This window comes from Mesorhizobium sp. YC-39, from assembly GCF_025753795.1.
Lineage (GTDB): Bacteria > Pseudomonadota > Alphaproteobacteria > Rhizobiales > Rhizobiaceae > Mesorhizobium.
Window position 1 is genome coordinate 1256729 of record NZ_JAOWPS010000002.1, and the last position, 25795, is coordinate 1282523.

At 62.5% G+C, this 25795-nt stretch carries 30 protein-coding genes and 1 tRNA gene; 15 read left to right on the top strand and 16 right to left on the bottom strand.

The window, feature by feature from the left end:
- Positions 1–21: 21 nt before the first annotated feature.
- Positions 22–1848, top strand: a complete 1827-nt coding sequence (locus OHD62_RS15560) for an aromatic amino acid ammonia-lyase (protein ID WP_263783660.1) — start codon at positions 22–24, stop codon at positions 1846–1848.
- A 160-nt stretch (positions 1849–2008) separates the two neighbouring features.
- Complete coding sequence (locus tag OHD62_RS15565; RefSeq protein ID WP_263783661.1) at positions 2009–2332, top strand: YciI family protein; 324 nt, start codon at positions 2009–2011, stop codon at positions 2330–2332.
- A 52-nt stretch (positions 2333–2384) separates the two neighbouring features.
- On the opposite strand, the gene OHD62_RS15570 is transcribed toward OHD62_RS15565, so the two are convergent.
- Entirely contained in the window at positions 2385–2999 is a 615-nt protein-coding gene (locus OHD62_RS15570) for a LysE family translocator (RefSeq protein WP_263783662.1), read from the bottom strand.
- A 389-nt stretch (positions 3000–3388) separates the two neighbouring features.
- On the opposite strand from OHD62_RS15570, the gene OHD62_RS15575 reads away from it, so the two are divergent.
- Positions 3389–4015: a DUF1062 domain-containing protein gene (locus tag OHD62_RS15575; protein ID WP_263783663.1), complete on the top strand. Its 627-nt coding sequence runs from the start codon at positions 3389–3391 to the stop codon at positions 4013–4015.
- A gap of 56 nt (positions 4016–4071) precedes the next feature.
- Here the strand turns inward: OHD62_RS15575 and typA are convergent, their stop codons facing one another.
- Complete coding sequence (gene typA, locus OHD62_RS15580) at positions 4072–5901, bottom strand: translational GTPase TypA (protein ID WP_263783664.1); 1830 nt, start codon at positions 5899–5901, stop codon at positions 4072–4074.
- 201 nt (positions 5902–6102) lie between these two features.
- Between typA and OHD62_RS15585 the strand changes: the two genes are divergently transcribed.
- Positions 6103–6381, top strand: coding sequence for a hypothetical protein (locus OHD62_RS15585; RefSeq protein ID WP_263783665.1), 279 nt, complete (start codon positions 6103–6105; stop codon positions 6379–6381).
- Between the two features lie 10 nt (positions 6382–6391).
- Here OHD62_RS15585 and OHD62_RS15590 read toward each other — a convergent pair whose 3' ends face one another.
- Together OHD62_RS15590 and OHD62_RS15595 are read right to left on the bottom strand one after the other, a co-directional pair.
- Positions 6392–7960, bottom strand: a complete 1569-nt coding sequence (locus OHD62_RS15590; protein WP_263783666.1) for an alkaline phosphatase D family protein — start codon at positions 7958–7960, stop codon at positions 6392–6394.
- Between the two features lie 276 nt (positions 7961–8236).
- The gene (locus OHD62_RS15595) at positions 8237–9520 is read right to left on the bottom strand and encodes an MFS transporter (RefSeq protein WP_263783667.1); all 1284 of its coding nucleotides are present in this window, start codon (positions 9518–9520) and stop codon (positions 8237–8239) included.
- Between the two features lie 74 nt (positions 9521–9594).
- Here OHD62_RS15595 and OHD62_RS15600 point away from each other — a divergent pair, with 74 nt between their 5' ends.
- Positions 9595–10209, top strand: coding sequence for a TetR/AcrR family transcriptional regulator (locus OHD62_RS15600; RefSeq protein ID WP_263783668.1), 615 nt, complete (start codon positions 9595–9597; stop codon positions 10207–10209).
- Positions 10210–10306: 97 nt separating this feature from the next.
- Positions 10307–10897 carry a hypothetical protein gene (locus tag OHD62_RS15605; protein WP_263783669.1) on the top strand — a complete coding sequence of 197 codons (591 nt, stop codon included), beginning with the start codon at positions 10307–10309 and terminating at the stop codon, positions 10895–10897.
- 130 nt (positions 10898–11027) lie between these two features.
- On the opposite strand, the gene ppa is transcribed toward OHD62_RS15605, so the two are convergent.
- The 6 genes from ppa to OHD62_RS15635 form a co-directional block, all read right to left on the bottom strand.
- Positions 11028–11561, bottom strand: coding sequence for an inorganic diphosphatase (ppa, locus tag OHD62_RS15610; RefSeq protein ID WP_263783670.1), 534 nt, complete (start codon positions 11559–11561; stop codon positions 11028–11030).
- Positions 11562–11674: 113 nt separating this feature from the next.
- The gene (locus OHD62_RS15615; RefSeq protein WP_263783671.1) at positions 11675–12181 is read right to left on the bottom strand and encodes a GNAT family N-acetyltransferase; all 507 of its coding nucleotides are present in this window, start codon (positions 12179–12181) and stop codon (positions 11675–11677) included.
- A gap of 122 nt (positions 12182–12303) precedes the next feature.
- Entirely contained in the window at positions 12304–12942 is a 639-nt protein-coding gene (locus tag OHD62_RS15620) for a TPM domain-containing protein (RefSeq protein ID WP_263783672.1), read from the bottom strand.
- Between the two features lie 8 nt (positions 12943–12950).
- The gene (locus OHD62_RS15625; protein ID WP_263783673.1) at positions 12951–13838 is read right to left on the bottom strand and encodes a TPM domain-containing protein; all 888 of its coding nucleotides are present in this window, start codon (positions 13836–13838) and stop codon (positions 12951–12953) included.
- 4 nt (positions 13839–13842) lie between these two features.
- Positions 13843–14742 carry a TPM domain-containing protein gene (locus tag OHD62_RS15630; protein WP_263783674.1) on the bottom strand — a complete coding sequence of 300 codons (900 nt, stop codon included), beginning with the start codon at positions 14740–14742 and terminating at the stop codon, positions 13843–13845.
- A gap of 122 nt (positions 14743–14864) precedes the next feature.
- Positions 14865–15503: a LemA family protein gene (locus OHD62_RS15635; protein ID WP_263783675.1), complete on the bottom strand. Its 639-nt coding sequence runs from the start codon at positions 15501–15503 to the stop codon at positions 14865–14867.
- Positions 15504–15678: 175 nt separating this feature from the next.
- Between OHD62_RS15635 and OHD62_RS15640 the strand changes: the two genes are divergently transcribed.
- Genes OHD62_RS15640 through OHD62_RS15650 form a run of 3 tightly spaced genes read left to right on the top strand, consistent with a single transcriptional unit; the run spans position 15679 to position 17592 of the window.
- Positions 15679–15927 carry a hypothetical protein gene (locus OHD62_RS15640; protein ID WP_263783676.1) on the top strand — a complete coding sequence of 83 codons (249 nt, stop codon included), beginning with the start codon at positions 15679–15681 and terminating at the stop codon, positions 15925–15927.
- A 7-nt stretch (positions 15928–15934) separates the two neighbouring features.
- Entirely contained in the window at positions 15935–16819 is an 885-nt protein-coding gene (pdxY, locus tag OHD62_RS15645; protein ID WP_263783677.1) for a pyridoxal kinase PdxY, read from the top strand.
- Positions 16816–17592 carry a DUF429 domain-containing protein gene (locus OHD62_RS15650; protein ID WP_263783678.1) on the top strand — a complete coding sequence of 259 codons (777 nt, stop codon included), beginning with the start codon at positions 16816–16818 and terminating at the stop codon, positions 17590–17592. The genes pdxY and OHD62_RS15650 overlap by 4 nt, the downstream gene beginning before the upstream one ends.
- Before the next feature lie 198 nt (positions 17593–17790).
- Here the strand turns inward: OHD62_RS15650 and OHD62_RS15655 are convergent, their stop codons facing one another.
- Positions 17791–17952 (bottom strand): hypothetical protein, encoded by a 162-nt coding sequence (locus OHD62_RS15655; RefSeq protein ID WP_263783679.1) that lies wholly within the window; start codon positions 17950–17952, stop codon positions 17791–17793.
- On the opposite strand from OHD62_RS15655, the gene OHD62_RS15660 reads away from it, so the two are divergent.
- From OHD62_RS15660 to OHD62_RS15670, 3 genes are all read left to right on the top strand, one after another.
- Positions 17951–18595, top strand: a complete 645-nt coding sequence (locus OHD62_RS15660; protein WP_263783680.1) for a carbonic anhydrase — start codon at positions 17951–17953, stop codon at positions 18593–18595. The two genes, OHD62_RS15655 and OHD62_RS15660, sit on opposite strands and share 2 nt — an antisense overlap.
- A 9-nt stretch (positions 18596–18604) precedes the next feature.
- Positions 18605–19018, top strand: a complete 414-nt coding sequence (locus OHD62_RS15665; protein WP_263783681.1) for a nuclear transport factor 2 family protein — start codon at positions 18605–18607, stop codon at positions 19016–19018.
- Positions 19019–19101: 83 nt separating this feature from the next.
- A complete protein-coding gene (locus tag OHD62_RS15670; RefSeq protein ID WP_263783682.1) occupies positions 19102–21156 on the top strand; it encodes a M3 family metallopeptidase in 2055 nt (684 codons plus the stop codon).
- A 66-nt stretch (positions 21157–21222) separates the two neighbouring features.
- Here the strand turns inward: OHD62_RS15670 and OHD62_RS15675 are convergent, their stop codons facing one another.
- Both OHD62_RS15675 and OHD62_RS15680 read right to left on the bottom strand, forming a co-directional pair.
- Positions 21223–21537, bottom strand: coding sequence for a DUF167 family protein (locus OHD62_RS15675; RefSeq protein WP_263783683.1), 315 nt, complete (start codon positions 21535–21537; stop codon positions 21223–21225).
- A 7-nt stretch (positions 21538–21544) separates the two neighbouring features.
- Positions 21545–21835, bottom strand: a complete 291-nt coding sequence (locus OHD62_RS15680; protein WP_263783684.1) for a YggT family protein — start codon at positions 21833–21835, stop codon at positions 21545–21547.
- A 160-nt stretch (positions 21836–21995) separates the two neighbouring features.
- Here OHD62_RS15680 and OHD62_RS15685 point away from each other — a divergent pair.
- The 3 genes from OHD62_RS15685 to OHD62_RS15695 all read left to right on the top strand — a co-directional run bounded on the left by OHD62_RS15685 (position 21996) and on the right by OHD62_RS15695 (position 23199).
- Positions 21996–22071 (top strand) — tRNA-Ala (locus OHD62_RS15685).
- A gap of 211 nt (positions 22072–22282) precedes the next feature.
- Positions 22283–22555, top strand: coding sequence for a hypothetical protein (locus OHD62_RS15690; protein WP_263783685.1), 273 nt, complete (start codon positions 22283–22285; stop codon positions 22553–22555).
- Positions 22556–22908: 353 nt separating this feature from the next.
- Positions 22909–23199 (top strand): ribbon-helix-helix protein, CopG family, encoded by a 291-nt coding sequence (locus OHD62_RS15695; RefSeq protein WP_263783686.1) that lies wholly within the window; start codon positions 22909–22911, stop codon positions 23197–23199.
- A 2-nt stretch (positions 23200–23201) separates the two neighbouring features.
- On the opposite strand, the gene OHD62_RS15700 is transcribed toward OHD62_RS15695, so the two are convergent.
- The 3 genes from OHD62_RS15700 to OHD62_RS15710 all read right to left on the bottom strand — a co-directional run bounded on the left by OHD62_RS15700 (position 23202) and on the right by OHD62_RS15710 (position 25744).
- Positions 23202–23498 (bottom strand): hypothetical protein, encoded by a 297-nt coding sequence (locus OHD62_RS15700; RefSeq protein WP_263783687.1) that lies wholly within the window; start codon positions 23496–23498, stop codon positions 23202–23204.
- Between the two features lie 371 nt (positions 23499–23869).
- Complete coding sequence (locus OHD62_RS15705) at positions 23870–24352, bottom strand: hypothetical protein (protein ID WP_263783688.1); 483 nt, start codon at positions 24350–24352, stop codon at positions 23870–23872.
- Positions 24353–24559: 207 nt separating this feature from the next.
- Complete coding sequence (locus OHD62_RS15710; RefSeq protein WP_263783689.1) at positions 24560–25744, bottom strand: Gfo/Idh/MocA family protein; 1185 nt, start codon at positions 25742–25744, stop codon at positions 24560–24562.
- Between the last annotated feature and the right edge of the window lie 51 nt (positions 25745–25795).

The following is a 25795-nucleotide window of genomic DNA, read 5'->3' on the forward strand; positions in this document are numbered from 1 at the left end:
GCTTCAGAGATGGGAACCACAATGCTGGACCGAATTGCCGCTTACAAGCCCAAGATATTTCTCTGCGCCCTGACTATGACATGGGCGTTCGTCGCAGCCCCTGCCCTCGCTTTCGAGGCGACGACCACCTACCAGCCCATTTTCGAGGCAGCCGCCAGCAAGACGATAACGCTCACCGGCCACGACCTGACCATCGACCAGGTCATCGACATTGCTCGTAGCGGCGCCAAGGTCGAGCTCAGCCCCGAGGCCTTGCAACGTTCGGCGGATGCCTATGGCCTGCTGCTGGAGGGCGCGGCCGAAGGCGTCACGATCTACTGGTTCAACCGGGGCGCCGGCGACCAGCGCGAAACGGTGATCTTCTCCGGCGATCCGACGACGCCGGAAAACACCAAGCTTCTCAAGGACCAGCAACTGGCTCGCTTCAAGGGCGGTGTGACGCGCGGCTACGGGCCGGAGCTGCAGGAAGAAGCGCTGGTGCGCGCCATCATGGCGATCCGCGCCAACACCATGTCCTATGAAGCGGCAAGTCCACAACTGACGCATATGCTTGTCGACATGCTGAACAAGCGCGTGACGCCCGTCGTGCAATCGCGCGGCACGCTTGGCGAAGGCGATCTGGCGACGCTCGGCAACATCGGCGCCGCCATGGTCGGCGAGGGCGATGCCTATCTCAACGGCGTTCGCATGCCCGCCGCGCAGGCCCTTGCACAAGCAGGGTTGAAGCCGCTCGAACCCTTCGCCGCCGACCAGGCGGCGCTGATCAGCACCAACGCCTATGCGCAGGCGCAGGCCGTGCTTCTGGTCGAGGATGCGCGCAAGCTCCTGGAATGGACCGATCTGAGCTATGCCATGGGTCTCAACGGCATGAATTCCAGCGTCACGCCGATCTCTGTACCGGTGCAGGCGATGCGGCCTTATCCATGGCTGACATGGGACGCCGCCCGCATCATGGACATGATCAAGGGCAGCTATCTCTTTGACGAAGACCCGGCCCGCATCATCCAGGACCCGGAAAGCATGCGCGCCTCGAGCCAGCGCCAGGGCTCGGCCTGGCAGGCCTGGGCTGATCTGCGCGATTCCGTGCTTTTGTCGATCAATTCGTCGGATCACAATCCGGCGGTCCTGCCCGGCCTGACGCCGCAAAGTTCTCCGGAGCTGAGCACGCCGCAATTCATGCAATATTACATCAAGGGCGGGAAGCTGAGTAACGGCAAGTCCGGCTACATCTTCTCTAACGCCAATTGGGACCCCTATCCCCTGGCCAACCAGGTCGAGGCCTTCACTCTCTCCCTGACCAATCTGGGCGTCGCCGTGGCCCAGCGCATCGAGCGCTTCCGCAATCCCTTCTTCACCGTGATCAAGCCCGCCGATGTGCTGAGCGCCGACCAGCGCAAGGACATCCCGTCCTTCGACGGCTATCTGCCGACCGATCTGTGGCAGGAATTGGCTGACCTCGGCACGCCGGTGACGCCGAACGGACAGGCAATCGTCGCCACCGTCGAGGATCTGGAGGCGCAAACCCGCATCAAGACGCAACGCGCCCGCGAGGCGGTCGACGTGTCGTTCCATCTGGTGGCGCAGGATCTTTTGACGGCGAGCTACTGGATGGAGATCCGCAAGGCGCAGAAACCGGAGCGAAAGTTCGGCGAGGCACCGACGGCGGCTCTCGCGGCGCTCCGCCAGGTGATCCCCTGGCAGCAGTCTGCGTCGGCTCGGCCAAAGCGGCCGCTCGGTATGGTCGCCTATGATTTCATGCAGCAAAATCCGGCGACCAGGTTCTATCCAGGCGGACCGCTGGCGCCGAGGAGCCCAACAGCGCCGACAGCCGGCGTGCTGCCCAATTAGGACGCGACCGAACGATACCCCCTACTCGATGGAGCGGTGAGGCATCGCGCTTTATATTAGCTGTTTCGCATTCTCGTTGCTTGTTTGCCGGATTGGCCCGATGATCGGCACGCGGCGTGACCGCGTGCCGGTTCGATGCCGCCGATCAAGGGAGGAGAACATGGCGAAATTTCTCTACGTCTATCACGGCTCGGGCAAGATGCCGACCGACGAGGCCGAGCGGAAAGCAGCGATGGATGCCTGGACCGGCTGGTACGCCAAGCTTGGCTCGGCCGTTGTCGACGGCGGCAATCCGGTCGGCATGTCGAAGACGGTGCTGCCTAGCGGCAAGGTCGAGGACAATGGCGGCAGCAATCCGACCGCCGGCTATACGATCATCGAAGCGAAAGACATCGACGATGCCGTCGCCAAGGCCAAGGATTGTCCCATCCTGACGAACCCGGGTTTCAGCGTCGAGATCGCGCCAATCGTCGAAATGATGTGACGCGCCGTTTGTTTGAGCATGATCTTTCCGAACCGAAGGTTCGGGATCATGCTCAGGATCGCGCCGCGATCGCCGCCGCAGCACCTGCCATGGTGCCGGCGCTGACGCGGTTAGCGATCTTCATCGCCCGCTTGCTCCGCAGTAATTTTCGCGCCTGCGATGCGGCCAGCACCCAGGCCAGATCGATGGCGATGAGAACCACCGCCATGGTCGCCGTCAGCTCGACCCAGCCGACGATGCTGACCGAAGCGAGGTCGATGATGGTCGGCAGCAGCGCCAGATAGAACATCATGATCTTGGGGTTGCCGAGCGTCACCGCCATGCCGGCGAAGAACAATTTCGCCGGCGAATCTTCGCGCGGCATCTCGCCTTCCTTCGCCTCGACCGGCGCTGTCCACATCTTCCAGGCAAGGTAAGCGAGATAGGCGACGCCAACCCATTTCACGACGAAAAAAGCGAAGTGAAACGTCTGCGCCACCACCGCCAGCCCGAACACCGCCAGCGACAGCCAGATGCCCTCGCCGATCCACATGGCAAGCAGGAACGGGAACACATCGCGAAAGCCCTTTGAGATCACCCGCGCCACGAGAGCGGCGATCGAAGGGCCGGGCGAGCCGGCTGCGACCAGCAAGGCGCCGGCGAAGATGAGGAGCGAGGTGAGGTGCATGACCGGTCTCAATGTTTGGGACGTTCAATCACTCAACGCTAGCGCAAATGGTCCGACGACGGTAGCACCAACGAGGGATAGACTTGTCGGCCAAACACCTCGCGGCTAGAAGTACCGTCCCGACACCCATTTCGAGCTTCACTTTGCCTCAGTAACCGCCGGTCTCGTCAACTCCCCCGACACAATGCAAGGCGTTGCATTCGCGATGCCTGCTTCATTTAATGTGTTCCTCAGGGTGGCGGTTCGAGACCGGTTTGGCACTGCTGAACCGCTGTCGCGCTCCGCGACGCCTGATTTCCAACTGCCGCAGCCTCTCGCCACGCCGTGCCCGCATGGGCATCTCGACATCGCCGATCTGATGAACTTCCCGACGGGAAGGGCTTATCGGCATGTTCGGACTGCTGCGTATCCGCTGGGCGATCGCGCCTAAAATCGCGCCTCGACCGATCATCAACTGCAATCGCTGCGGCACTCTCAAAGCCTATCAATGCAGCGGGAAATACCGTGTGAACGCCAACGGCAAGCGCATCGACGCCTGGCTGATCTACCGCTGCATCGATTGCGATAACTCCTGGAATTTAGGCATATTGGAGCGCTGCAATCGCCGCGACATCGAGCCGGCATTACTCGCAGCGCTCGAAAGCAACGATCCCGCGCTTGCCCGCCGCCATGCCTTCGATGTCGTGGCGCTGCGCAGTCGGATCGGGCGCGTCGAGGAGTTTCCCGACGTCGCCATTCGCAAGGAGGCACTCGATGACAGGCAGGAAAAGACAACCGCCCTGGAAATCCAACTTGAACTGGAAATGCCGACATCGTTGCGCCTCGATCGTCTGCTGGCCGCTGAACTCGGCATCTCCAGGTCGAGGCTTCAGGCGTGGGAAGACAGACGATTGCTGGTCGTGGCACCCGATGGGACCAAGGCCCTGCGCAGGCCGGTCCGCGAGGGCACGGCGATCCGCATCGATCTGGCCGGCGAATCCGACCGCGACGCCATCGTCTCGGCCGCCGGCGGGTAAAGCAAAAAGGGAGGGAGCACTGCTCCCTCTCTCGATAATTGTTTCCGGAGAAAAGCTTACGCCGCGCCAACCACCTTGGCCGACTTCTCGAAACGCTTGCGCTCGTTCGGGTCGAGATAGAGCTTGCGCAGCCGGATGGTCTTCGGCGTCACCTCGACCAGCTCGTCATCCTGGATCCAGGCCAGCGCCCGCTCCAGCGTCATGCGGATCGGCGGGGTCAGCTTCACCGCCTCGTCCTTGCCGGCGGCGCGGATGTTGGTGAGCTTCTTGCCCTTCAGCACATTCACTTCGAGGTCGTTGTCGCGCGAATGGATGCCGATGATCATGCCCTGATAGACCTTGACGCCCGGATCGATGACCATAGGCCCGCGATCTTCCAGGTTCCACATGGCGTAAGCCACCGACTCGCCCTGCTCGTTGGAGATCAGCACGCCATTGGTGCGGCCCGGCAATTCGCCCTTGTAAGGCTCATAGGCATGGAACAGCCGGTTCATGACGGCGGTGCCACGCGTGTCGGTCAACAGTTCCGACTGGTAGCCAATCAGGCCGCGCGTCGGCGCGTGGAAGACGATGCGCTGGCGGTTGCCGCCGGACGGGCGCAGCTCGACCATCTCGGCCTTGCGTTCCGACATTTTCTGCACGACGACGCCGGCATGTTCCTCGTCGACGTCGATGACGACTTCCTCGACCGGCTCCAGCAATTCGCCATTGTCGCCCTTCTGCATGACGACGCGCGGCCGCGACACGGCGATCTCGAAGCCCTCGCGGCGCATCGTCTCGATCAGCACGGCCAGCTGCAATTCGCCGCGGCCGGAGACGAAGAACGAATCCTTGTCCGGCGATTCCTCGATCTTCAGCGCGACATTGCCTTCCGCCTCGCGCAGCAGCCGGTCGCGGATGACGCGGCTGGTCACCTTGTCACCTTCGGTGCCGGCGAGCGGCGAGTCATTGACGAGGAAGGACATGGTCACGGTCGGCGGATCGATCGGCTGCGCATGCAGCGGCTCGCTCACCGCCGGGTCGCAGAACGTGTCGGCGACCGTGCCTTTCGACAGGCCGGCGATGGCGACGATATCGCCCGCCTGCGCTTCGTCGATCGGCTGGCGCTCGAGCCCGCGGAAGGCGAGGATCTTCGAGATGCGGCCGGTTTCGACCTGCGTGCCGTCATGGTGCAGCACCTTGACCGCCTGGTTGGATTTCAGCGTGCCGGACTCGATACGGCCGGTGATGATGCGGCCAAGGAACGGATTGGCTTCCAGGATGGTGCCGATCATGCGGAACGGGCCGGGATGCACGGTCGGCGCCGGCACATGCTTGATGACGAGGTCGAACAGCGGCGCCAGGCCCTGGTCCTTCGGGCCTTCGGGGTTTTCGGAGACCCAGCCATCGCGGCCCGAACCGTAGAGGATCGGGAAGTCGAGCTGCTCGTCGGTGGCGTCGAGCGCTGCGAACAGGTCGAACACTTCGTTGACCACCTCGACATGGCGGGCGTCCGGCCGGTCGATCTTGTTGATGACGACGATCGGCTTCAGGCCGACCTTGAGCGCCTTGCCGACGACGAACTTGGTCTGCGGCATCGGCCCCTCCGCGGCGTCGACCAGCACGATGGCTGAATCCACCATCGACAGGATGCGCTCGACCTCGCCGCCGAAATCGGCGTGACCGGGCGTGTCGACGATGTTGATGCGGGTGTCCTTCCAGTCGACCGAGGTCGCCTTGGCCAGGATGGTGATGCCGCGTTCCTTTTCGAGGTCGTTGGAATCCATGGCGCGTTCGGCGACGCGCTGATTGTCGCGGAACGAGCCGGACTGCTTCAAAAGCTGGTCGACGAGAGTGGTTTTTCCATGGTCGACGTGCGCGATGATCGCGATATTACGAATTTTCATGTTGTGGTCTCGGGAGCGTTGCAGGCAGCAGGCCAAAAGGCGCCGCCTCTTTCAGTTGCGCGGCTCATACAGGGTTTTTCGCATTTGCGAAAGAGGATGCCGATACCCAAATATCTGGTCACCAATTCTTAAGCCTCTTCGTGTCAAATGTTTTTTGTTAACCAAGGCGGAACCGTATGGGCTCCGAGCAGTTCAATTTTCATGATCGATCCCCTCAGCAGATTGCGTCCGATCCTGGCATGGGCAGCCCTCGCCGTGATTCTCGCGGCGGGCGCCGCGCAATCTGCGGCGAAGATCAATGACGCGCCTGCCCTGAAGTCCGACACGCAGACTGCCGAGCAGATTTTCGCCGACGCCCCCTATGGCGTCGACCCGGTGGTGACCGGGCCGGTCAGTGTCTCCTTCAAGCAGAAGCAGCAGGCCGCTGGCTGCGATAGCGCGGTCTGGCCCAACATTCCGACCGTCTGCTACCCGGACTGACCAGCAGCCCTCACGCCGATCGCACCGGGTCGAGCGTCACCTTGTAGAGCTCGTTGTCGTCGCGATCCATCAGCCGCACCGTCATCTGTTCGGTGGCGCCGTCGATATCGACAAGGCCGAAGAACTGCAGGCCGGCCGACGGCGGCAGGTTCTGGCCCTGCTCGGCGGTCGGCGCCTTGATGAATTTCAGCTCCGGCCCGAAGGTCATGTCCAAATCGTTGGGACCGAACGTGCCGGCGTGAATCGGGCCTGAGACGAACTCCCAGAACGGGTTGAAATCCTGAAACCGCGCCTTTTCGGGATTGTAGTAATGCGCGGCCGTATAGTGGACGTCGGCGGTCAGCCAGACGGTGTTGTCGATGCCGGCGTTCTTGATATAGCGCAGAAGGTCGGCGATTTCGAGCTCGCGTCCCTTGGCCGGGCCGTTGTCGCCATTGCTGACCGCTTCGGCCCCAGCCTTCTTGGCGCCGTCATCCCAAACGACAAGGCCGAGCGGCATGTCGGCGGCGATGATTTTCCAGGTCGCCTTGGAGTTTGCCAGTTCGCGCTTCAGCCATTTCGTCTGCTGCTCGCCGAGAATGCGCGATTGCGGCGTCATGGTCTCCTCCATGCCCGGACCGTTGGGACCGCGATAGGAGCGCATGTCGAGGAAGAACACGTCGAGCAGCGGCCCATAGGCGATCTTGCGATAGACGCGGCCGGGTTCCGACGGCTCGTAGCGGATCGTCGTCATCTCATGGAAGGCGCGCGCCGCGCGGGCCGCCAGCACATGGATTGATTTTTCCTTGTAGCGGTCGTCGGCGCTGAGGTCCTTGGAATCCGACCAGTTGTTCAGCACCTCGTGGTCGTCCCACTGGTAGAAGGTCGGGCAGATGGCGCTCAAGCCCAGCACATTCCTGTCCATCATGTTGTATTTCCACTGGTCTCTGTATTCGTCCAGCGTCTCGGCGACCTTGCGCTTGCCGTCGATGAGCACGACGTTCTTCCACTTGCCGCCGCCAGGCAGATCGACCTCGTCCTTTATTGCGCCGTCGGCATAGATGGTGTCGCCGGAGTGCAGGAAGAAATCGGGCGTGTGCTTGCCGATCGTGGCGTAGGTCTTCATGCCGGTCTCGTCGATGCCCCAGCCCTGGCCGGCGGTGTCGCCCGACCAGGCGAAACGGATGTCGCGCTTGGAGGCCGGCGCCGTGCGAAACCGGCCGACGATCGGCTCGGAGACGGCGTTGATGTCGGCGAGATCGGCGGCAATCATTCGATAGAAGATGTCCTGGTCGGCGGCGAGGTCGGTGAGCAGCCGCTTCGCCGTGTAATCGCTCGCCGGCGAGGTATCGAGCGGCGCAAGGCGGGTGGCGTTGGCGAAGTTTTCCGTCGACGAGACTTCGAACATGACGCGCGACGGGCGATCGGTACGCGTCCAGACCATGCCGCTGGTTTCATCGATATCGCCGGACTGGACGCCATGGGTGAAAGCCGGCCGCTGGCTGGCGCGGGAATAATAGGGAAGTGCCAGACCCGAGGCGCCGACCAGGCCGATGGCGCTGGCCGAGGTGACGAAAACGCGGCGTGAAATCTTGTTCATGGCTGTCTCCTGGGTGGCTTTGAACGTTGCCACCAAGGTCCGGCCTCAATGTTTCAGCCGCATCTCGAAACCATGAAGGTTTGATAACAGTGAACAGGTGATCTCCCCCCTCGAGGAGGGAGATGTCGCCGGGGGCGACAGAGGGGGTCGTCTCGCGTGGAACACCGACCTCCTGCGTCTGCGATAGAGAGCCGAGCCCGGTCGGACCGACCCCCTCTGGCCGCTTCGCGGCCATCTCCCCCTCAAGGGGGGAGATTAGCGCTCAGCCGTCGAGCCTCAGGCCGCTTGCGGTTCCGGGTCGAACGCCGGCTTACTGGTATTGATCAGAAGCGAGATACAGGCCGCCGCGATCGCCGTCATGCCGGCAATGAGGAAAGCCAGTTCGTAGTTGCCTTGCAGCTCGCGCATGGTGCCGCCGAAGAAAGCGGCGGTTGCTGCGCCCACCTGATGGCCGGCGACGATCCAGCCGAAGACGATCGGCCCGCTGCGGTCGCCGAACGCTTCGTTGGAGAGCCTGAGCGTCGGTGGCACGGTGGCGATCCAGTCCAGTCCATAGAGCACGGCAAAGATAATCAGGCTGGTCGCCGAGAAGCCGGAATAAGGCAGATAGATCAGCGACAGGCCGCGGATCGCATAATAGACGCCGAGCAGCTTGCGCGGGTCGAAGCGGTCGGTAAGCCAGCCAGACAGCGTCGTGCCGATCAGGTCGAATATGCCCATCATCGACAACAGGCCGGCGGCCTGCACCTCGCCGATGCCCATGTCGCCGCAAAAAGCGATCAGATGCGTGCCGACCAGGCCGTTGGTGGTGAAGCCGCAGACGAAGAAGGTGGCGAACAGGTACCAGAAGACGCGGGTGCCGGCGGCGCGCCGCAATGTGGTGAGCGTGTGGGTGAGGAAATTGCCTTGCGCGGCCGGCGGCGTCGGCGGCACGTCATCCGCATCGGCGCCATAGCGCACCATGCCGATCGCGGCCGGGCGCTCCGGCACCAGCAGCCACACCAGCGGCACGAGAGCGGCGGTGGCGACCGCGATGGCGATGGCGACCGGCTTCCAGCCACCAGACTGGGCGAGCGAAGCGAGCAGCGGCAGGAACACCAGCAGGCCGGTGGCGCTGGAGGCCGACATCAGCCCCATCACCAGGCCGCGATTGGTCTTGAACCAGCGGTTGACGATGGTGGCGCCAAGCACGGTGGCGACAGCACCCGAGCCGACGCCGGAAAACACGCCCCAGGTGAGAAGCAGGTGCCACGGCTTGGTCATCAACAGGCTGAGCGCCGTCGAAGCCGACATCAGCACCAGCGCCGCCAGCAGCGTGCGGCGCAGCCCGATCCGTTCCATCAGCGCCGCGGCAAACGGCCCGGTCAGACCGTAGAGGAAGATGCCGATGGCCGCGGCCAAGGAGACGACGTCGCGCCGCCAGCCGAAACTCTCCTCCAGCGGCAGCATCATAACGGCCGGCGCGGACCGCAGGCCCGCTGCGATCAGCAGGCAGAGGAAAATAACGGCGACCACGACGAAAGCGTAGCGCTGGCCAAACGGACGGGACTGAGCTATCATGTTACTGACCGGTACGTTGCAGTTGGGGGCAAAGGTATACGTACCGATCGGTAACACGTCAAGCAGGCCACGGCATGTCGACCATGAAAAGCATTGAACCAACCATCAATCCGGATGAAGTGACGCCCCCTCGTGCCGGCGAAAAGATCCTGCGTGTGGCGGGCGACCTGTTCTACCGGCGCGGCATCAGGGCGATCGGTGTCGACGAGATCGTCAAACGCGCCGGCGTCACCAAGCCCAGCCTCTACCGCAGCTTTCCGTCCAAGGACGAACTGGCCGCCTCCTATCTCAGGCAATACGACCTCGAATTCTGGGACCGCTTCGACGAGGCGGTCAACGCCCATCCCGGCAATCCGCGCGCGCAGATCGCCGCCTTCCTGACCCGGATCGGCAAGCGCACGCAAAAGCCCGACTATCGCGGTTGCGGCATGACCAATGCGGCGGTCGAATATCCCGAGCACGGCCACCCGGCCCGCCTTGTGAGCGAGGCCAACAAGCAGGAATTGCGCCGCCGTCTGCGCGCCATGGCGGTCGCCATGGATGCTCCGGATGCCGATACGCTCGGCGATGGCCTGCTGCTTCTCATCGAAGGCGCCTATATCAGCGGCCAGTTGTTCGGTCTCGGCGGACCGGCGCAGTCGGTCGCCCGCAACGCCGATTTGCTGATCGAAGCAAGTTTGAAGAAATAGCGTTCCGTTTACCAGATCACTCAGAGCAGCCTGACTTCTTCTAGGCCGCTGCCACATTTGACGATAGGCTGCGGCGGCCGAAACGGAGATGTCCGCCATGCGCGCGCTTTTTATCCCGCTAGCCTTTGCTGGCTTCTGCGATGCCGCCCAGGCCGGCGACATATCCAGCGCCTATACCGATCTCGACTCGAAGAAGGACTGCGTCACCTATTCGCAGGCCGAGGAAGGCGAAGGCGACTGGGCGAGCCTCACCTGTTCGGGCTATCGCGGCTACCCTGTGCTGATCGCTTACGACGATGCCCGCGAATCACTGTTCTACGGTTTTCCTTCCAGCGACATGACCACGGTCTGGGAAAGCTTCGTCGGCTTCAATTCGGCCGGCCCCAAGCTCGAATGGCGTGTCGAGACGAATGGCGATCGCGTCGTTCCCTTCGCGGTCATCCACCGCCGCTCGATCAGCAATCCCGAGGACGAGAGCAAATCGACCGAAGTGCTGGTCGTCGCCAAGGTCGCCCAGCCGGAGAAGTATGAGGGCTGCACCGTCGGTCTGGTGCTGGCCACCGGCAATCCGGCCGCCAATGATGAGGCGCGCAAGCTCGCCGACGAGAAGGCACGGACCTTTGCCTGCGGCAAGGACATGCGCGTGACAGTCGGCGACGTACCCGCTTTCGGCCGCGTCGATAACTGACTTCGTCATCCTTGGGCGGAGCAAGGAGCGCGGCGACGCAGCGCAGACCCCAGGATCCATGCCGTGACGTCAAAGCGCCGCAACGGTGCAGAATTCTGTTCCGCCACGCATTTCGGCGAAGCTGAGGGGCCTATTTGCTTTTCTTCGCCCGCTCGATCGCCTCGACGATCATCTTCTTGGCAAATTTGGAATCGTGCCAGCCCTCGATCTTGACCCATTTGCCGGGTTCGAGATCCTTGTAGTGTTCGAAGAAGTGCTGCACCTGCTGGCGCGTGATGTCAGGCAGTTGCGTATATTCGGTGATGTTCTCGTAGCGCAGCGTCAGCTTGGGCGACGGCACCGCGATAACCTTTTCGTCCTGGCCGGCATTGTCTTCCATCACCAGCACGCCAATCGGCCGCACATTGATGACGCAACCCGGCACAAGGGCGCGCGTGTTACAGACCAGCACGTCGATCGGATCGCCATCGCCCGACAGCGTGTGCGGCACGAAGCCGTAATTGCCGGGATAGCGCATCGAAGTGTGCAGGAAGCGGTCGACGAACAGCGTGCCGGCCTCCTTGTCCATCTCGTATTTGATCGGCTCGCCGCCGATCGGCACCTCGATGATGACGTTGATGTCCTCGGGCGGGTTCTTTCCGGTGGCTATGGCTTCGATACGCATGGCTTTGGTCCCTCTCTCGAATTGGAGACCGATAGCGGGCGAAGACGCATGGTGCAATGCGGCAATAGTGCAGAAAATCGAACCGAATCATCGACGGCGAAGCCGCCTGACTGTCATTCCCAGACGAAGGCGACCTTCTTCAGTGCCTTCTGCTCGAAGATCTCGACGCCTTCAGCGATGTCGCGGCCGCCTGCGCCGGCATAGAAAGCGAGCGCGTTCTGGTTGTCCTCCAGCGCCCACACCACCATGCCTTTCAGGCCGTGGTCGGCCAGTCGCGCCCGTGCGGCCGAGAACAGCCGGCTGCCAAGGCCGATTCCCTGGTATTCCGGGCGCAGGTAAAGTTCGTAGATCTCGCCTTGCTGCCTGAGCTCGCGCGCCCGATTCTTGCCGATGGTGGCGTAGCCGGCGATCTTGCCGCCGATCTCGACGACCAGCACGGTGGCGGCGCGACGGATGGCATTCGCCCACCAGTCGGCGCCGCGGCGATTGATCATCGATGTCAGCGTGCGATGCGGGATGATGCCGGCATAGGCGCCACGCCAGGCCTGCAGGTGCACGTCGGCTATTGCCGCGGCGTCGCGCGGTTCGGCTTTCCTGATGTCGATGCTCAACGTGTTCATGATTTGTTAACCATAAACCCGCTTCGCCCGATTGCAAAGAGTCCGGTCGACAGGGCGCGATGCTTTCGCACAGGTGATCGCGCACCGCGGGGGACGGTGGTCAGGGCATGCTTTGAACCGACTTAAATCTCGACCAGATGATCGTCCAACTCGTTGCTGTCGCCGGCAGAGACCGGAAAATGCTCGGCCAGCACCACGCCGACCGACTCTATCGCCTTGACAAAGCCGTCGGCGAGGCGGTCGTCGCCGGCATGCGCGGTCAGGTCGCGGACAACGCCGTCCCAGACATGCTGGCCGACTTTTTCATCGATGCCGGCGTCGGCGACCACCTCGGCATAGCGTTCGGCGATCGACACGAAGATCAGCACGCCGGTGCGCGCCGTGGTGCGGTGGACGTTGCGGGCAAGGAACTGCTTGACCGCATTGGCGTGCGCCGCCTGGTAGCGCAGCCGCCGCGGCACCAGATGGATGCGCAATCCGGGCAACGCCCACAACAGGGCAAGCACGCTGGCCAGCGCCAGAAGCTGGGCGAGCACGAAATGCGGCAGGCGGATCGACAGCCACCAGGCCTCCAGTCCGTAAGCGACCGCAAGGCTGACGACGAGCATGGCCACCGTCGCCATGAAGGCGGCCGGAAAGAAATAGCCATCGCTGGCATGCGCCACGACGCAGTAGATTTCGCCGTCGGTCTTTGTCTCGGCGGCGCGGATCGCCGCGGCGATCCGGTCATGATCCTCGGGGCTGATCGGTCGTGTTGCCATCTTCTGTCTCACCAGCTTCCTGAAGAACCGCCACCGCCGGACGAACCGCCGCCACCTGAAAACCCGCCGCCACCCGACGACCAGCCGCCACCGGAACTTCCCGACGACCAGCCGCCGCCGGACGAAGTGCCAGACGCCCAGACTCCGCCGCCCGTGCGCGTGTAGCCCGACCTTTGGCCGTAGCGGAAGGTCATGCCCAGCCATTTATACACGCCCGGCGCCAGCTTGGTGCCGAAGATCGGTGGCAGGAACGCCATCGCCAGGCCGCCAAGGAACATCGTCGCCCACAGGATGATGAACAGCGTGACGATGGGATCGATGGAACTCTCGTCAGCCGGATTGCGTTTGCCGCGCGCTTCCAGCTCTTCGGGATTGCCTTCCAGCACCATCACCATATCGTCGACGGCCTTGCTGATGCCGCCGGAAAAATCCCCGGCGCGGAAAGCCGGCACCATGTCGTTTTCGATGATCAGCTTGGTGTGCAGATCGGTCAGCGTGCCTTCCAGCCCATAGCCGACCTCGATGCGCATCTTGCGGTCGTTCGGCGCCACCAGAAGCAGGACGCCGTTATTCTCCTTCGCCTGGCCGAGCTTCCAAAAGCGGAATAGCCGATTGGCGTAGGGTTCGATCTCCTCACCGTCGAGGCTGGGAATGGTGGCGACGACAATCTGGTCGGAACCCTTGGCCTCGAAAGCGGCAAGCTTCTGGGTCAGCGCCGCCTCGGTCGCGGCGTCTATGATGCCGGCGTCATCCACGACCCTTCCGGTCAGAGCAGGCAGGTCGGCGGCAAGAGCTGCGAAGCCGGCGAGCAGTAGCACCGCCATCGCCATCAAGGCGGCGCCGATCGGGGTGGCGAGATGGCCGGGCTTCGAGGGACTGATGATGCGCGTCGTCATGTCTTCACCAGCTCCCCGAGGAGCCGCCGCCGCCGGACGAACCGCCGCCGCCGGAAAAGCCACCACCGCTTGAACCCGACGACCATCCGCCACCACCGGACGACCAGCCGCCGCCAGACGAATCGCTGGAAGACCGCCGGCTCGGCTCGAAGGTCATGCCCAGCCAGCGATACCGGCCGGGGCCGATCTTCTGGCCGAAGATCGGCGGCAGGATGGAAGCAGCGATGCTGCCGAAGAAGATGATCGCCCAGATCGAGATGAAGATCGCGAAGAACAGATTGTCGGCGTTGAATGGCGCCTGCTGGTTACGCTCGCCGCGCGCTTCCAGCTCCTCGGGATTGCCTTCCAGCACCATCACCATGTCGTCCACGGCTTTGCTGATGCCGCCGGAGAAGTCTCCGGCCTTGAAGGCCGGCACCATGTCGTTCTCGATGATCAGCTTGGTGTGCAGATCGGTCAGCGTGCCTTCAAGTCCGTAGCCGACCTCGATGCGCATCTTGCGGTCGTTCGGCGCCACCAGAAGCAGGACGCCGTTGTTCTCCTTCGCTTGGCCGAGCTTCCAGAAGCGGAACAGCCGATTGGCGTAGGGCTCGATCTCCTCGCCATCAAGGCTGGGGATGGTCGCCACCACGATCTGGTCAGAACCCTTGGCCTCGAAGGCGGCGAGCTTCTGGGTCAGCGCCGTCTTGGTCGCGGCATCGATGATTCCTGCATTGTCGACGACCCGACCCGTCAGCGCGGGGAGATCGGCGGCAAGGGCGATGAGAGGAAGGAGGAGAAGGCTTAGAAGGGCGTACAGCACGGCGAGGCTGGCGCTCCTTCGCGCCCCCCTCTGTCCTGCCGGACATCTCCCCCACTTGGGGGGAGATTGGATGTCACGGCTGTTTTCGCCAATCTCCAACATTGCAGTATGGGCGGTGAGGCTAAAGCTGCCGATCTCCCCCCAAGTGGGGGAGATGCCCGGTAGGGCAGAGGGGGGCGCGACGGAGTACAAGGCCAATGGAGACTGCGCTCACTAAGCGCCGTTCACCCGCCCTGTTTCGTGCCGAAGTCGACCTTCGGCGTCTGCATCTTGTCTTCCTCGATGGTGAAGTTCGCGAATGGCTGGTTGCTGCGGAACCACAAGGTTGCCCAGATCACAGATGGGAAGGTCCGCAGCGTCAGATTGTAGTCCTTGACCGCCTGGATATAGTCGCGGCGGGAAACCGCGATGCGGTTCTCGGTGCCTTCGAGCTGCGCCTGCAAGGCTAGGAAATTCTGGTTGGCCTTGAGGTCCGGATAATTCTCCACCACCGCCAGCAGTCGCGACAGCGCGCTGGTCAGCCCGGCTTGGCTGTCCTGGAATTTCTTGAAGGCTTCCGGGTTGTTCAGCGTCTCCGGCGTGACCGTCACCTGCGTCGCCTTGGCGCGCGCCTCGACCACGGCATCGAGCGTGTCCTTTTCGTGCGAGGCATAGCCCTTGACGGTCTCGACCAGATTGGGGATGAGATCGGCGCGGCGCTGGTACTGGTTCAGCACCTCGCTCCATGCGGCCTTGGCGTTTTCCTCCGCCGTCGGGATGGTATTGTAGCCGCAGCCGGCGAGCAGCGGCAGCATGATCGCCATCATCAGGAAGGCTGGCAGGTTACGGAAAGCGGACGGTGAAGAAAGGCGTTGGGCAAACATGGTTATGTCCCTCGATAGGATTTGCACGCGAAGCATTACCACAATCCGAGCGTAAGAAAATGACCGCGGACGAGAAGCGTTACTGGTTCTTTATCATTCACCGCCGGGCCCTGTGATTGCACGGGTGAACGGGTTAAGGTCGCCACGAGAACAGGGCATCGCCCAGGATATCGCAATGGCGGAACGCCAGGACAATGACAGCGAATCGCGCCGCACTATCGAACGCGTAGAGCGCGAGACCGACCCCGGCGGCACCTCGTTCATCGCGCGGACCGTGAAAGGCGCGCGCGATCACGTCGCAGCAGCGGACGCCGACCGGTCGGACCCGCTCGAATATTGGGGCACCCGCATCGGCCGGGCGCTGGGATTGCTCATCGCCATCGGCCTGTTGGTCTGGCTCGTGTATTTCGTCACTCAAACTTAGGAATCCCGTGAGCACCGAACAAAGCGACGCGCCGCGCGCGGTCATCGTCATCTCCAGCCATGTCGCGCGCGGCTCGGTCGGCAACCGCGCCGCTGTCTTTGCGCTGGAGACGCTGGGCTTTCCGGTATGGGCTGTGCCCACCATCATCCTGCCCTGGCATCCAGGCCATGGCAGGGCGACCCGCATCGTGCCGCCGCTCGACCAGTTCAAGGCGCTGCTGGCCGATCTCGAACGCGCGCCATGGCTGGGAGAAGTCGGCGCGGTGCTGTCCGGCTATCTCGGCGAGGCCGGCCAGGCCGACGCCGTCGCCTCGCTGGTCGGCGCGGTCAAGGCCAGGACGCCGGACGCCGTCTATATCTGCGATCCGGTGATGGGCGATTCGGGTGGGCTCTACGTGCCTGAAACAACAGCCATCGCCTTGCGCGACCGGCTGATGCCGATCGCCGACATCGCCACCCCCAACCGCTATGAGCTGGAATGGATGGCGGGAGCACAGCTCCCCGATCTGAAATCGGTGATGGCGGCCGCCCTTCATGCAGGGCCGTCGACCATGCTGGTCACTTCAGCGCCGTCGATGATGGCCGGCGGCACCGGCAATCTGCTGCTCGACAGCAATCAGGCACTGCTTGCCGAACATCGCCTGATCGACAAGCCGCCCAACGGGTTGGGCGACCTGACGGCGGCCGTCTATCTGGCGCGCATCCTGTCCGGTCAGCCGGCTGTCAAGGCGCTGCAGTCGACCACGGCGGCCGTCTACGAGATCCTGGCGCGCACCGCCAAGCGCGGCGGTGACGAACTGCAGCTCGAAACCGATGCGCAGAGCCTGTCGAACCCGATGGCGATGGTGCAGCTTCGTCACCTCCTGCATCCGGGGCGGGACAAAAGGGCGTGATCTTCGTCGGCGTCGACGGCTGCAAGGCTGGCTGGATCGCCGTCCACCGCGATTCCGGTTCGACACCTCGTAACTCCAGCGCGTCACCTTCGGTCGATATCTTTCCAAGCTTTTCAGCACTGGTTGACGCCCTGCCCGCCGACGCGACGGTGGCCGTCGACATGCCGATCGGCCTGCCGGATTTTTCGCAAAAAGGCGGACGCGGACCGGAGGCGCTGGTGCGGCCGCTGCTCGGGGCACGCCAATCCAGCGTCTTTGCCATTCCCTCGCGCGCGGCGCTCTATGCCAATACGGATGACTTCACCACGATCGAGGCCTGGTATGCCGCGCATCGCCGGGCAAGCGAGGTGGCAAAGGCAACCTCCGATCCACCGCGCGGCGTTTCAATTCAGGCCTTTGGCATCTTTTCCAAGATCCGCGAGATCGATGCCTTGCTGATCGCGCGGCCGCAATTGCGCGGCCGCGTTTTCGAATCGCACCCGGAAGTCGCCTTCTGCCGCTTGAACGGCGGCCAGGCCATGTCCTTGCCGAAGAAGATCAAGGGCGCGGTCAATCCTGCCGGCATGGCTGAGCGCAAGGCTCTGCTTCGCCGGCATGGCTATGAGCAGAGTTTTCTCGACCGGGCGCCGCCAAGAGGCGCTGCCGCCGACGATTTCCTCGATGCAGCGGCAATGATGCTGATTGCGGGCCGCATCGCCAATGGCGAGGCAAGGCCGTTTCCCGACCCGCCGCTTTCCGACCGTTTTGGTATTGCCGTGGCGATTTGGGCCTAATGCATGTCGCCCAAAAGCATGCCCTCGGGCTTGACCCGAGGGTGCGCAGCGGTTTTGGGACAACGACATGCATCAAACAAAGCCCAGCCATGCGCGTCGCATCGCGATTGCGACGGAGCGATCCGCAATTCGGCATTGCTCGCGACGGCCTTTTGCCGTTACAGCCTTTTCCCAGAGTTAGGTCTGCTGAGATTCAGGTCAGGCCGAGCCGAGAATGGCGGTTTCCGAGAACCGGAACGGCGCGTACTTGAAGTACGTGAGCACCGGAAGCGCAGGAAGCTGCCGTTCGCGGGCCGGCATCACCTGAATATCAACAGGCCGTGCCGCATCCAACCCGGAAAGGGTCCAGACGCCGCCCATGTCTCACCTCCCCGAACACCTTCTCGCCGGCTACCGCAATTTCATGAGCGGGCGCTATCCCGCCGAAAGCGGGCGCTATCGTTCGCTTGCCCGCGAGGGCCAGGCACCTGAAACGATGATCGTCGCCTGCTGCGATTCGCGCTCGGCTCCCGAAGCGATCTTCGACGCCGGCCCGGGCGAGCTCTTCGTGCTGCGCAATGTCGGCAATCTGGTGCCGCCCTATGCGCCGGATGGAGAATTCCATTCGACATCCGCCGCGCTTGAATTCGCCGTGCAGAGCCTGAAGGTCAAGAGCATCGTGGTGATGGGCCATGGCCGCTGCGGCGGCATCCGCGCCGCGCTCGACACCAATTCCGCGCCGCTCTCGCCCGGCGACTTCATCGGCAAATGGATGAGCCTGATCGCGCCGGCCGCCGAGACCGTGTCGTCCAGCACCTTCATGACGGCGACAGAACGCCAGACCGCGCTGGAGCGCATCTCGATCCGTTATTCGATCGCCAATCTCAGGACCTTCCCTTGTGTCTCGATCCTGGAAGGCAAGGGACGGCTGTCGCTGCACGGCGCCTGGTTCGACATCTCGACCGGCGAGCTCTGGGTAATGAACAAGGACACCGGCGATTTCGAGCGACCGGAGATGGCATAGGAGGTGGCAATGCGAGATTGGCGTGCGATCACTTTCATCGTGGCAGCGCTGATGTTAACGCTCACCTCTGCCCACGCCGACGACGGCGCGATCATCAGCCGCTGGTATTCGGCACTTCTGGTCGCCGATCGCACCGAATTGTCGGACCTGCTTGCCGACGACGTCCGCATCAAACTCAACGACCTCGGCGTCGTGCAGAACAAGCAGGAATTCATCGCCTCGATCGACGATTGGCAAGGCGCCGTCGCCGGGGCGACGATCCGGCACCGGATCGAAAAGACCGAGGGTGGCGTCACCACTGTGATCGCCTGCTATGACTTCCCCAACAACGACATGCTGATGCAGGAGACCTTCGCGGTCACCGACAACCGCATCACCGCCAGTTCGCAGGCGGCGATCGCGGAGAACTGCGACGGCTACTGAACACCCGCGCTGTTGCGTGCCGCGAGCCAGCGCCCTACATCGGTGACGACCCCCCTTTCCCGCCAATCAGCGAAAGATTGCCCATGCCGTCCACAAAAGCCATCGACCTCGCCGCCCATCCGCTGACCACCTGGCAAGGACCGCTCGGCTTGCCCGATTTCGCCCGCATCGGCGACAGCGATTTTTCGCCGGTCTTCCACGTGGCTCTGAAGGCGCACGAGGTCGAGATCGAGGCGATTGCCGGCAACAAGGAAGCACCGACCATCGACAACACACTCGCGGCCCTTGAGCTCGGTGGCGAGGCGCTCGACCATGTCTCGTCGATCTTCTGGTGCCGGGCCGGCGCCCATACCAATGAAGCGATCCAGGCGCTGGAACGCGAGATTTCGCCAAAGATGTCCAGGCATTTCTCGGCGATCTCGATGAACGAGAGACTGTTTGCCCGCATCGACGACCTCTACCAGCGCCGCGAAACCCTGAAACTCGATGCCGAAACGCTGCGGGTGCTGGAAAAGACCTGGAAAGGTTTTGTCCGTTCCGGTGCAAAACTCGACGCCGACGGCAAGAAGCGGCTGGCGGCCATCAATGAGGAATTGTCGTCGCTCGGCACCACTTTCGGCCAGAATGTGCTGGCCGACGAGCGCGACTGGGCATTGTTCCTTGACCAGGCCGACCTTGCCGGCCTGCCGGATTTCCTGAAAAGCGCGATGGCCGAAGCCGCCGAGATGCGCGGTCAGAAAGGCCGCTATGCCATCACGCTCTCGCGCTCGATCTACGAGCCGTTCACGACTTTCTCCGAACGCCGCGACCTGCGCGAGACCGCCTATCGCGCTTTCACCATGCGTGGCCAGAACGGCGGCGCCACCGACAACACCGCAGTGGTGCGCGATATGCTGCGCCTGCGCGCCGAAAAGGCGAAGTTGCTCGGCTACGCCTCCTTCGCGGCGCTGAAACTCGACGACACCATGGCCAAGACACCGAAGGCCGTGCATGCGCTGCTCGATCCTGTCTGGGAAAAAGCCTTGGAAAAGGCAGCTTCCGACCAGACGCAATTGCAGCGTCTGGCGGCTGAGGCTGGCAGCAATGAGAAATTCGCCGCCTGGGACTGGCGCTTCTATCAGGAAAAATTGCGCGCCGAGAAATTCGCCTTCGACGAGGCCGAACTGAAACCATATCTGCAGCTCGACCGCATCATCGATGCCTGCTTCGACGTCGCGACACGCCTGTTCGGCATCACCTTCGAGGAGAAGAAGGGCATCACCGCCTGGCATCCCGACGCGCGCGTCTTCGTGGTGAAAAATGCCGATGGCAGCGAGCGCGGCCTGTTCCTTGCCGATTATTTTGCCAGGCCTTCAAAACGCTCCGGCGCCTGGATGAGCGCGCTGAAATCCGGCTATCGTCTAGGCCACGGTGCGAAGCCGGTGATCTACAACATCATGAACTTCGCCAAGCCGCCAGCGGGCGAGGCCGCCCTTCTGTCGGTCGACGAGGCGAAGACCCTGTTCCATGAATTCGGCCATGCGCTGCACGGCATGCTGACCGACGTCACCTGGCCGTCGGTCTCGGGCACCTCGGTCAGCCGCGATTTCGTCGAGCTGCCCTCGCAGCTCTATGAGCACTGGCTGACGGTGCCGGCGGTGCTGGAAAAGCATGCGCTGCATGTCAAGACCGGCAAGCCGATGCCGAAGGTTCTGCTCGACAAGATGCTGGCGGCGCGTACCTTCGGCGCGGGCTTTGCCACGGTTGAATTCACAGCGTCGGCGCTGGTCGACATGGCCTATCACGCGCGACCCAATGCGCCAGAAGAGCCACTTCGTTTCGAAACCGAAACGCTCGAAAAACTCGACATGCCCGATACCATCGCCATGCGCCACCGCACCCCACATTTCGGCCATGTCTTTTCCGGCGACGGCTATTCGGCGGGCTACTATTCCTACATGTGGTCGGAGGTGCTCGACGCCGACGCGTTTGCTGCCTTCGAGGAGACGGGCGACCCGTTCAACCCGGCACTGGCCGAGCGTCTGCGCGAGAACATCTACGCCGCTGGTGGCTCGAAGGACCCGGAGGAGCTCTACACCGCCTTCCGCGGCAAGATGCCCTCACCCGAAGCGATGATGGTCAAGCGCGGGTTGGTCTAAACAATGAAGCTGCCAATCTCCCCCCTTGTGGGCAGGACAGACGGGGGCGCGAAGGAATGAGACGACTCAAGCGCTGCTGAGCAGCTCGATGCTTCTCGCCAGCGCCGCCGGATCGCCGGAAATGCGCAGCGTCTTCAGCCTTGCAGTTCCGCCGGCGGTGATTGAAACGGCTGATGCCGGCACGCCCAGCGCCTTGGCGACCAGCCTTTCCAGCGCTTGATTGGCGGCGCCGTTTTCCGGCACGGCGCGGACGCGGGCCTTGAGGTGGCTTCGCCCGTCCGCCGAAATCTCGATGCCCTCCAGCCTGTCCATCGCCGCTTTCGGCGTCAGCCGAACGAACAGGTCGACGCCGTCGTTACGCGTGCGAAACGGCGCGCTCACCGAACGCTCAGACGACCAGCGACACCACGGTGGTGAGCAGAAACTGCCGGATGAAGAACAGGATCAGCAGCAGGATGATCGGCGAGATGTCGATGCCGCCGAGGTCGGGCATGAAGCGGCGGATCGGCCGCAACGCCGGTTCGGTCAGCCTGAAGAGCATGTTACCGACGCTGCCGACGAACTGGTTGCGCGAGTTGACGACGTTGAAGGCATAGAGCCAGGAAAAAATCGCCGAGGCGATGATGATCCACCAATAAAGGTCAAGCGCCATGACGATGGTTTGAATGAGGGCGATCATGCCGGTCTCCAATTGTTGCCGACATGTAGCCATTGCGCGCCAAACCGGCAAGAGGAGCCTTCCGTCGCATGCCGGATCGATGGCTGAAACGAGGCCTTTTGCGCAAAACCCAGCCTTGACAGCAAACCGCCGCGCCCGATAAATGCGCCATCCGCTGGACGGGGCTGTAGCTCAGCTGGGAGAGCGCGTCGTTCGCAATGACGAGGTCAGGAGTTCGATCCTCCTCAGCTCCACCAGCGGATTTTTCATAACATCATGATTTTAAATGGTTTTGCAAAGTGGGTGAAGCCTATCCCCCACTTACTTCCCCACTTCTACGGAGCGGGCGAGCCGTCGCCGCAGCGCACCGAGCCTGGGCTGCGAGAAAACCATGTGAGGTATGTCATAGATTATTGAAGGAGGAAGGCTAGGCATAGTACCCGTTCGTTCAGGCGGGAGGAAAAATCGGTGCTTAATCCCCAGCGCGATGTCCGTGGTTACCTGGCCAGCTTTGGCGGGGGAATCCGTGTTGAAATGTTCGAGTCCGACGGCGAATGGGTTGTTCGCGTGATTGAGGATGACGAAGAACGCACATACTCATTCGTGCTGAAAACCTTCGCCCTCGCCTTCGCTGAGGGCCAGCGAAGCCGCGTAAGACCGCCTGCGATCATGCAGCTAGAGCGCAATCCACCCCGCCTGTTCGGCTATACCCGTGTCAGGGCGGCAAACGACCGGTACTAGAGAAGTCCCTCGGCGATCACGGCATAATCGCCGGCTACCTGTCTGCTGGGTATTCGAGCGACGGAGCTGAAATTGATCCGCCTGGCCGGCGCGAACCCCAAGCTTCCACCCCCAGCTGGTGCCGGCGGACTTTTTAGTGAAACTTCTGCTCTTTGCCACCGTATTTGAGAATGACGGCGAGCTGCTCAGCGCTCTCCGAAAAGATCGTTTACCTGCACATTCTGCCTGCTCCTGTGCCAGAAATTCGATCACGCGTTACAAAAATAGAGAGGTTCCGGAAGCAAATCCGTCGAATCTTCGTTTGACTGACAGCATCATGCGCATCGAAACACGCAACTTGACTGGACATCGACATGATCCGCCTGTCCACTGCCGAAGAACTGGAAAGGACTGCAGATCGCATCACTGAGGTCTCGCGTGGGGATTTGCAAATTATCCTTCGCCGCGCAGCACTGGTGCTCAGGAACGTCTCCGGTATTTCGCTTGAGCCCGCGACAGGGGATGCACTCAACTCCATCGCCGCCGAGATGAAGATCAGTCGAACGGAGCTTATTCAAATCGCGTTGCGCGAGTGGCTGGAAACCAACCCCTATTCGTCAGTCCGGACGCAGGATAAGGAAAGTGAGACGGACGGGACCGCTTAAAGCTACAGGGGTCCTCGCTTGTCGTATCTCAGGGCGCCGGTGAAATTCCTTGTCCAGTTCGCGATTTGCAACCCACATGCCATGCCGACGCAGCCGGCAGCCCAGTCCCAAGCATCCCGGTAGCGCCCAATCGGCTGCAAGCCTTGAAGAACTTCGATCGCCGCGGCGGTCAGAACGAGCAACACAGTCAGCTTTGCCCTGTGGTCCGGCCAGGCAAAAAATCCGATGACCGCCAACACGGCAAACGCAGCGACGTGATTGAGTTTGTCATGACCAAGGGTGATGGAGATGCCAAGCATCTGCAAAAGCCACCCTGGCGAAAGGGTTAGCAGGAGGACGACAGCCAAGATGGCCAGAAAGCCAATTCTTGCTGTGACGATGGGTGATCCTACATGTGACAAGGTTTTGTCAGTCTTTCATCCAAAAAGATCGGTGGGGCCTACGGCCGCACTTGCTAATTGTAAGTTTCACCTCCCAAGATTCGGCGCATCGGTCAAACGGATGAAGGATAATGCTTTTCTGACGGCGCAGGAACTGCCAAGCCCCTTTGATGCGGCCGCGAATGCTGTATGTGACCATCTACCAATTGGTGCGCGCTCCATCTCCCTTGGCCGCCCAAGCTGTCTCAGCCCTTGTTCGCGATGCTGCACTGGATCCCGGCCACGCTCCGTCACCTGAACCTGGCCGCCTTTTGACCGCGTTGGCGAGCATATGCCACGCAGGCGTCTACCGTGCTGACACAGAGCGCATTGCGATCGTTCGGCAGGTTGTTGTCGCCTGCGTAGGCAACCTCGGCAACATGGCCGTCAACCATTCGAATTTGCGTGTTGCAATAGCCACCAGGAGCGACATTGAGAGAACCTCCAACCGCCGGGATCGCGCCCACGGCCAAAGTTGGAACCACGATGTTGAGATTGCCGCGCTGAACAACGCGCTGATAGGTCCAGATCTGGCCTGATTTATTCGCATCAGCAGTGGCAGTAGGAAAGCCGGCGCACATTCGAACGTCTGCCTCGCTTAGGCCGATCATCTCTTTGCGGGCTGCCGCTGCCGTGGCATCTTCCTTCGCAACGCTCGACGTGTCGTCAGGGATGACGCAGGAAGACAAGACGGAAGTGCTGGCCAACAGAAAAATCAGGGCGAGCTTTCGCATGCGGGAAGATCTCATACCGTCTATCGGATTTTGCGCCCCAGCATCCCGCCTCGTTACCTAGGCAATCAGACAATCGAGTCAACCCATGTCGGTTCACGACATCGTTGTGCCGCTGCTTGCTCGGCACATTGGCAGAACTAATTGATTTGAAGCCAGACTCTGAGAAAGGACTTCAGTGGCGGTCCTCGCACTCGACCGTCACCAAATTCATGAAAACAAGGCAGGCGTCCAGGTTCCACCGGCGGAACTTGAAGCGACGGCCGCCGCGACGAACTTCACGCCGCGGGCGCCATCGACGACGTCGGGCACCTGGGCGGCCTGCGCCGGATCGACCACGCCGCCCGAGCGATGGGCGCGGATGATGTCGGCGGCATCGCGGTAGAAATTGGCGAAGGCCTCGATATAGCCTTCAGGATGGGCTGCCGGCATACGCGACACCCGCCGGCTTGCCTCGGTCGAGCCATGGCCGCCGCGCACCAACGTGCGCGTTTCTTCGCCATACCTGGAGAAGCGCAGCTCTTCCGGCTGCGTGCCAGACCATTCGAGCCCGGCCTTGTCACCATAGATGCGCACGGAGAGATCGTTGTAGTGGCCGGGCGATGTTTGGCTGGCCAGTATGGTGCCGCGCGCCCCGCCCGACCAGCGCACCAGCACATGCGCATTGTCGTCGAGCCGCCGCCCCGGCACGGCGGTGAACAGGTCGGCCGAAACCGCCTCAGCCTCGCAGCCCGAGATAAAACTCGCCAGGTTGAATGCATGCACGCCGATGTCGGCCAGCACCGCCGATTGCCCGGCCCGCGCCGGGTCGGTGCGCCATTCCGCCTGTTTCTGGCCCTGCGCATCGATCGGCAGGGTCAGCCAATCCTGGATGTAGGCAGCATGCACCGAAACGATGCGGCCGAGTTCGCCCGCCGCCACCATTTCGCGCGCCTGGCGAACCATGGCGTAGCCGGTGTTGTTCAGCGTGACGACGAATTTGCGGTTCTTCGCCCGCGCCAGCGCCACCAGCGCTTGCGCCTCGTCCAGCGTCGTCGACAGCGGCTTGTCGCAGATCACGTCGATGCCGGCTTCGAGGAACGCGGTGGCGATCGGCGCGTGCAGATGGTTGGGCGTCACGATGACGACGGCTTCGATGCCGTCGGGCCGCGCCGCTTCGGTACGCGCCATCGCATAATAGTCGGCGTAGCTCCGATCCTGGGCGATACCGATCTCGGCGGCGGACGCGGCCGCGTTTTCAGGATCCGAGGACAGCGCGCCGGCGACCAGCGCGATCTGATCGTCGAGCCGCATGGCCAGCCGGTGCACGGCACCGATGAAGGCATTGCGGCCTCCCCCCACCATGCCTACCCTCAAGCGTTGGCGCATCGATCCGTCCGCGATTGCATAGACCATGATTTCAAACTCCTCCCGGGCAGCCGATTTCTAGGGCGCGCAAAGCTTTCA

Excerpts from the sequence above, each read along its gene's own strand:
- OHD62_RS15595 (WP_263783667.1), bottom strand. The coding sequence starts at position 9,520 with ATGATAGCTCAGTCCCGTCCGTTTGGCCAGCGCTACGCTTTCGTCGTG.
- OHD62_RS15635 (WP_263783675.1), bottom strand. The coding sequence starts at position 15,503 with ATGTTTGCCCAACGCCTTTCTTCACCGTCCGCTTTCCGTAACCTGCCA.
- OHD62_RS15615 (WP_263783671.1), bottom strand. The coding sequence starts at position 12,181 with ATGAACACGTTGAGCATCGACATCAGGAAAGCCGAACCGCGCGACGCC.
- OHD62_RS15570 (WP_263783662.1), bottom strand. The coding sequence starts at position 2,999 with ATGCACCTCACCTCGCTCCTCATCTTCGCCGGCGCCTTGCTGGTCGCA.
- OHD62_RS15655 (WP_263783679.1), bottom strand. The coding sequence starts at position 17,952 with ATGGGCGGCGTCTGGACCCTTTCCGGGTTGGATGCGGCACGGCCTGTT.
- OHD62_RS15705 (WP_263783688.1), bottom strand. The coding sequence starts at position 24,352 with ATGCGAAAGCTCGCCCTGATTTTTCTGTTGGCCAGCACTTCCGTCTTG.
- OHD62_RS15670 (WP_263783682.1), top strand. The coding sequence starts at position 19,102 with ATGCCGTCCACAAAAGCCATCGACCTCGCCGCCCATCCGCTGACCACC.
- ppa (WP_263783670.1), bottom strand. The coding sequence starts at position 11,561 with ATGCGTATCGAAGCCATAGCCACCGGAAAGAACCCGCCCGAGGACATC.
- OHD62_RS15565 (WP_263783661.1), top strand. The coding sequence starts at position 2,009 with ATGGCGAAATTTCTCTACGTCTATCACGGCTCGGGCAAGATGCCGACC.
- OHD62_RS15620 (WP_263783672.1), bottom strand. The coding sequence starts at position 12,942 with ATGGCAACACGACCGATCAGCCCCGAGGATCATGACCGGATCGCCGCG.
- OHD62_RS15560 (WP_263783660.1), top strand. The coding sequence starts at position 22 with ATGCTGGACCGAATTGCCGCTTACAAGCCCAAGATATTTCTCTGCGCC.
- OHD62_RS15660 (WP_263783680.1), top strand. The coding sequence starts at position 17,951 with ATGTCTCACCTCCCCGAACACCTTCTCGCCGGCTACCGCAATTTCATG.
- OHD62_RS15700 (WP_263783687.1), bottom strand. The coding sequence starts at position 23,498 with ATGCTTGGCATCTCCATCACCCTTGGTCATGACAAACTCAATCACGTC.
- typA (WP_263783664.1), bottom strand. The coding sequence starts at position 5,901 with ATGAAAATTCGTAATATCGCGATCATCGCGCACGTCGACCATGGAAAA.
- OHD62_RS15695 (WP_263783686.1), top strand. The coding sequence starts at position 22,909 with ATGATCCGCCTGTCCACTGCCGAAGAACTGGAAAGGACTGCAGATCGC.
- OHD62_RS15710 (WP_263783689.1), bottom strand. The coding sequence starts at position 25,744 with ATGGTCTATGCAATCGCGGACGGATCGATGCGCCAACGCTTGAGGGTA.
- OHD62_RS15600 (WP_263783668.1), top strand. The coding sequence starts at position 9,595 with ATGTCGACCATGAAAAGCATTGAACCAACCATCAATCCGGATGAAGTG.
- OHD62_RS15625 (WP_263783673.1), bottom strand. The coding sequence starts at position 13,838 with ATGACGACGCGCATCATCAGTCCCTCGAAGCCCGGCCATCTCGCCACC.
- OHD62_RS15585 (WP_263783665.1), top strand. The coding sequence starts at position 6,103 with ATGATCGATCCCCTCAGCAGATTGCGTCCGATCCTGGCATGGGCAGCC.
- OHD62_RS15590 (WP_263783666.1), bottom strand. The coding sequence starts at position 7,960 with ATGAACAAGATTTCACGCCGCGTTTTCGTCACCTCGGCCAGCGCCATC.
- OHD62_RS15680 (WP_263783684.1), bottom strand. The coding sequence starts at position 21,835 with ATGATCGCCCTCATTCAAACCATCGTCATGGCGCTTGACCTTTATTGG.
- OHD62_RS15605 (WP_263783669.1), top strand. The coding sequence starts at position 10,307 with ATGCGCGCGCTTTTTATCCCGCTAGCCTTTGCTGGCTTCTGCGATGCC.
- OHD62_RS15665 (WP_263783681.1), top strand. The coding sequence starts at position 18,605 with ATGCGAGATTGGCGTGCGATCACTTTCATCGTGGCAGCGCTGATGTTA.
- OHD62_RS15630 (WP_263783674.1), bottom strand. The coding sequence starts at position 14,742 with ATGTTGGAGATTGGCGAAAACAGCCGTGACATCCAATCTCCCCCCAAG.
- OHD62_RS15640 (WP_263783676.1), top strand. The coding sequence starts at position 15,679 with ATGGCGGAACGCCAGGACAATGACAGCGAATCGCGCCGCACTATCGAA.
- OHD62_RS15575 (WP_263783663.1), top strand. The coding sequence starts at position 3,389 with ATGTTCGGACTGCTGCGTATCCGCTGGGCGATCGCGCCTAAAATCGCG.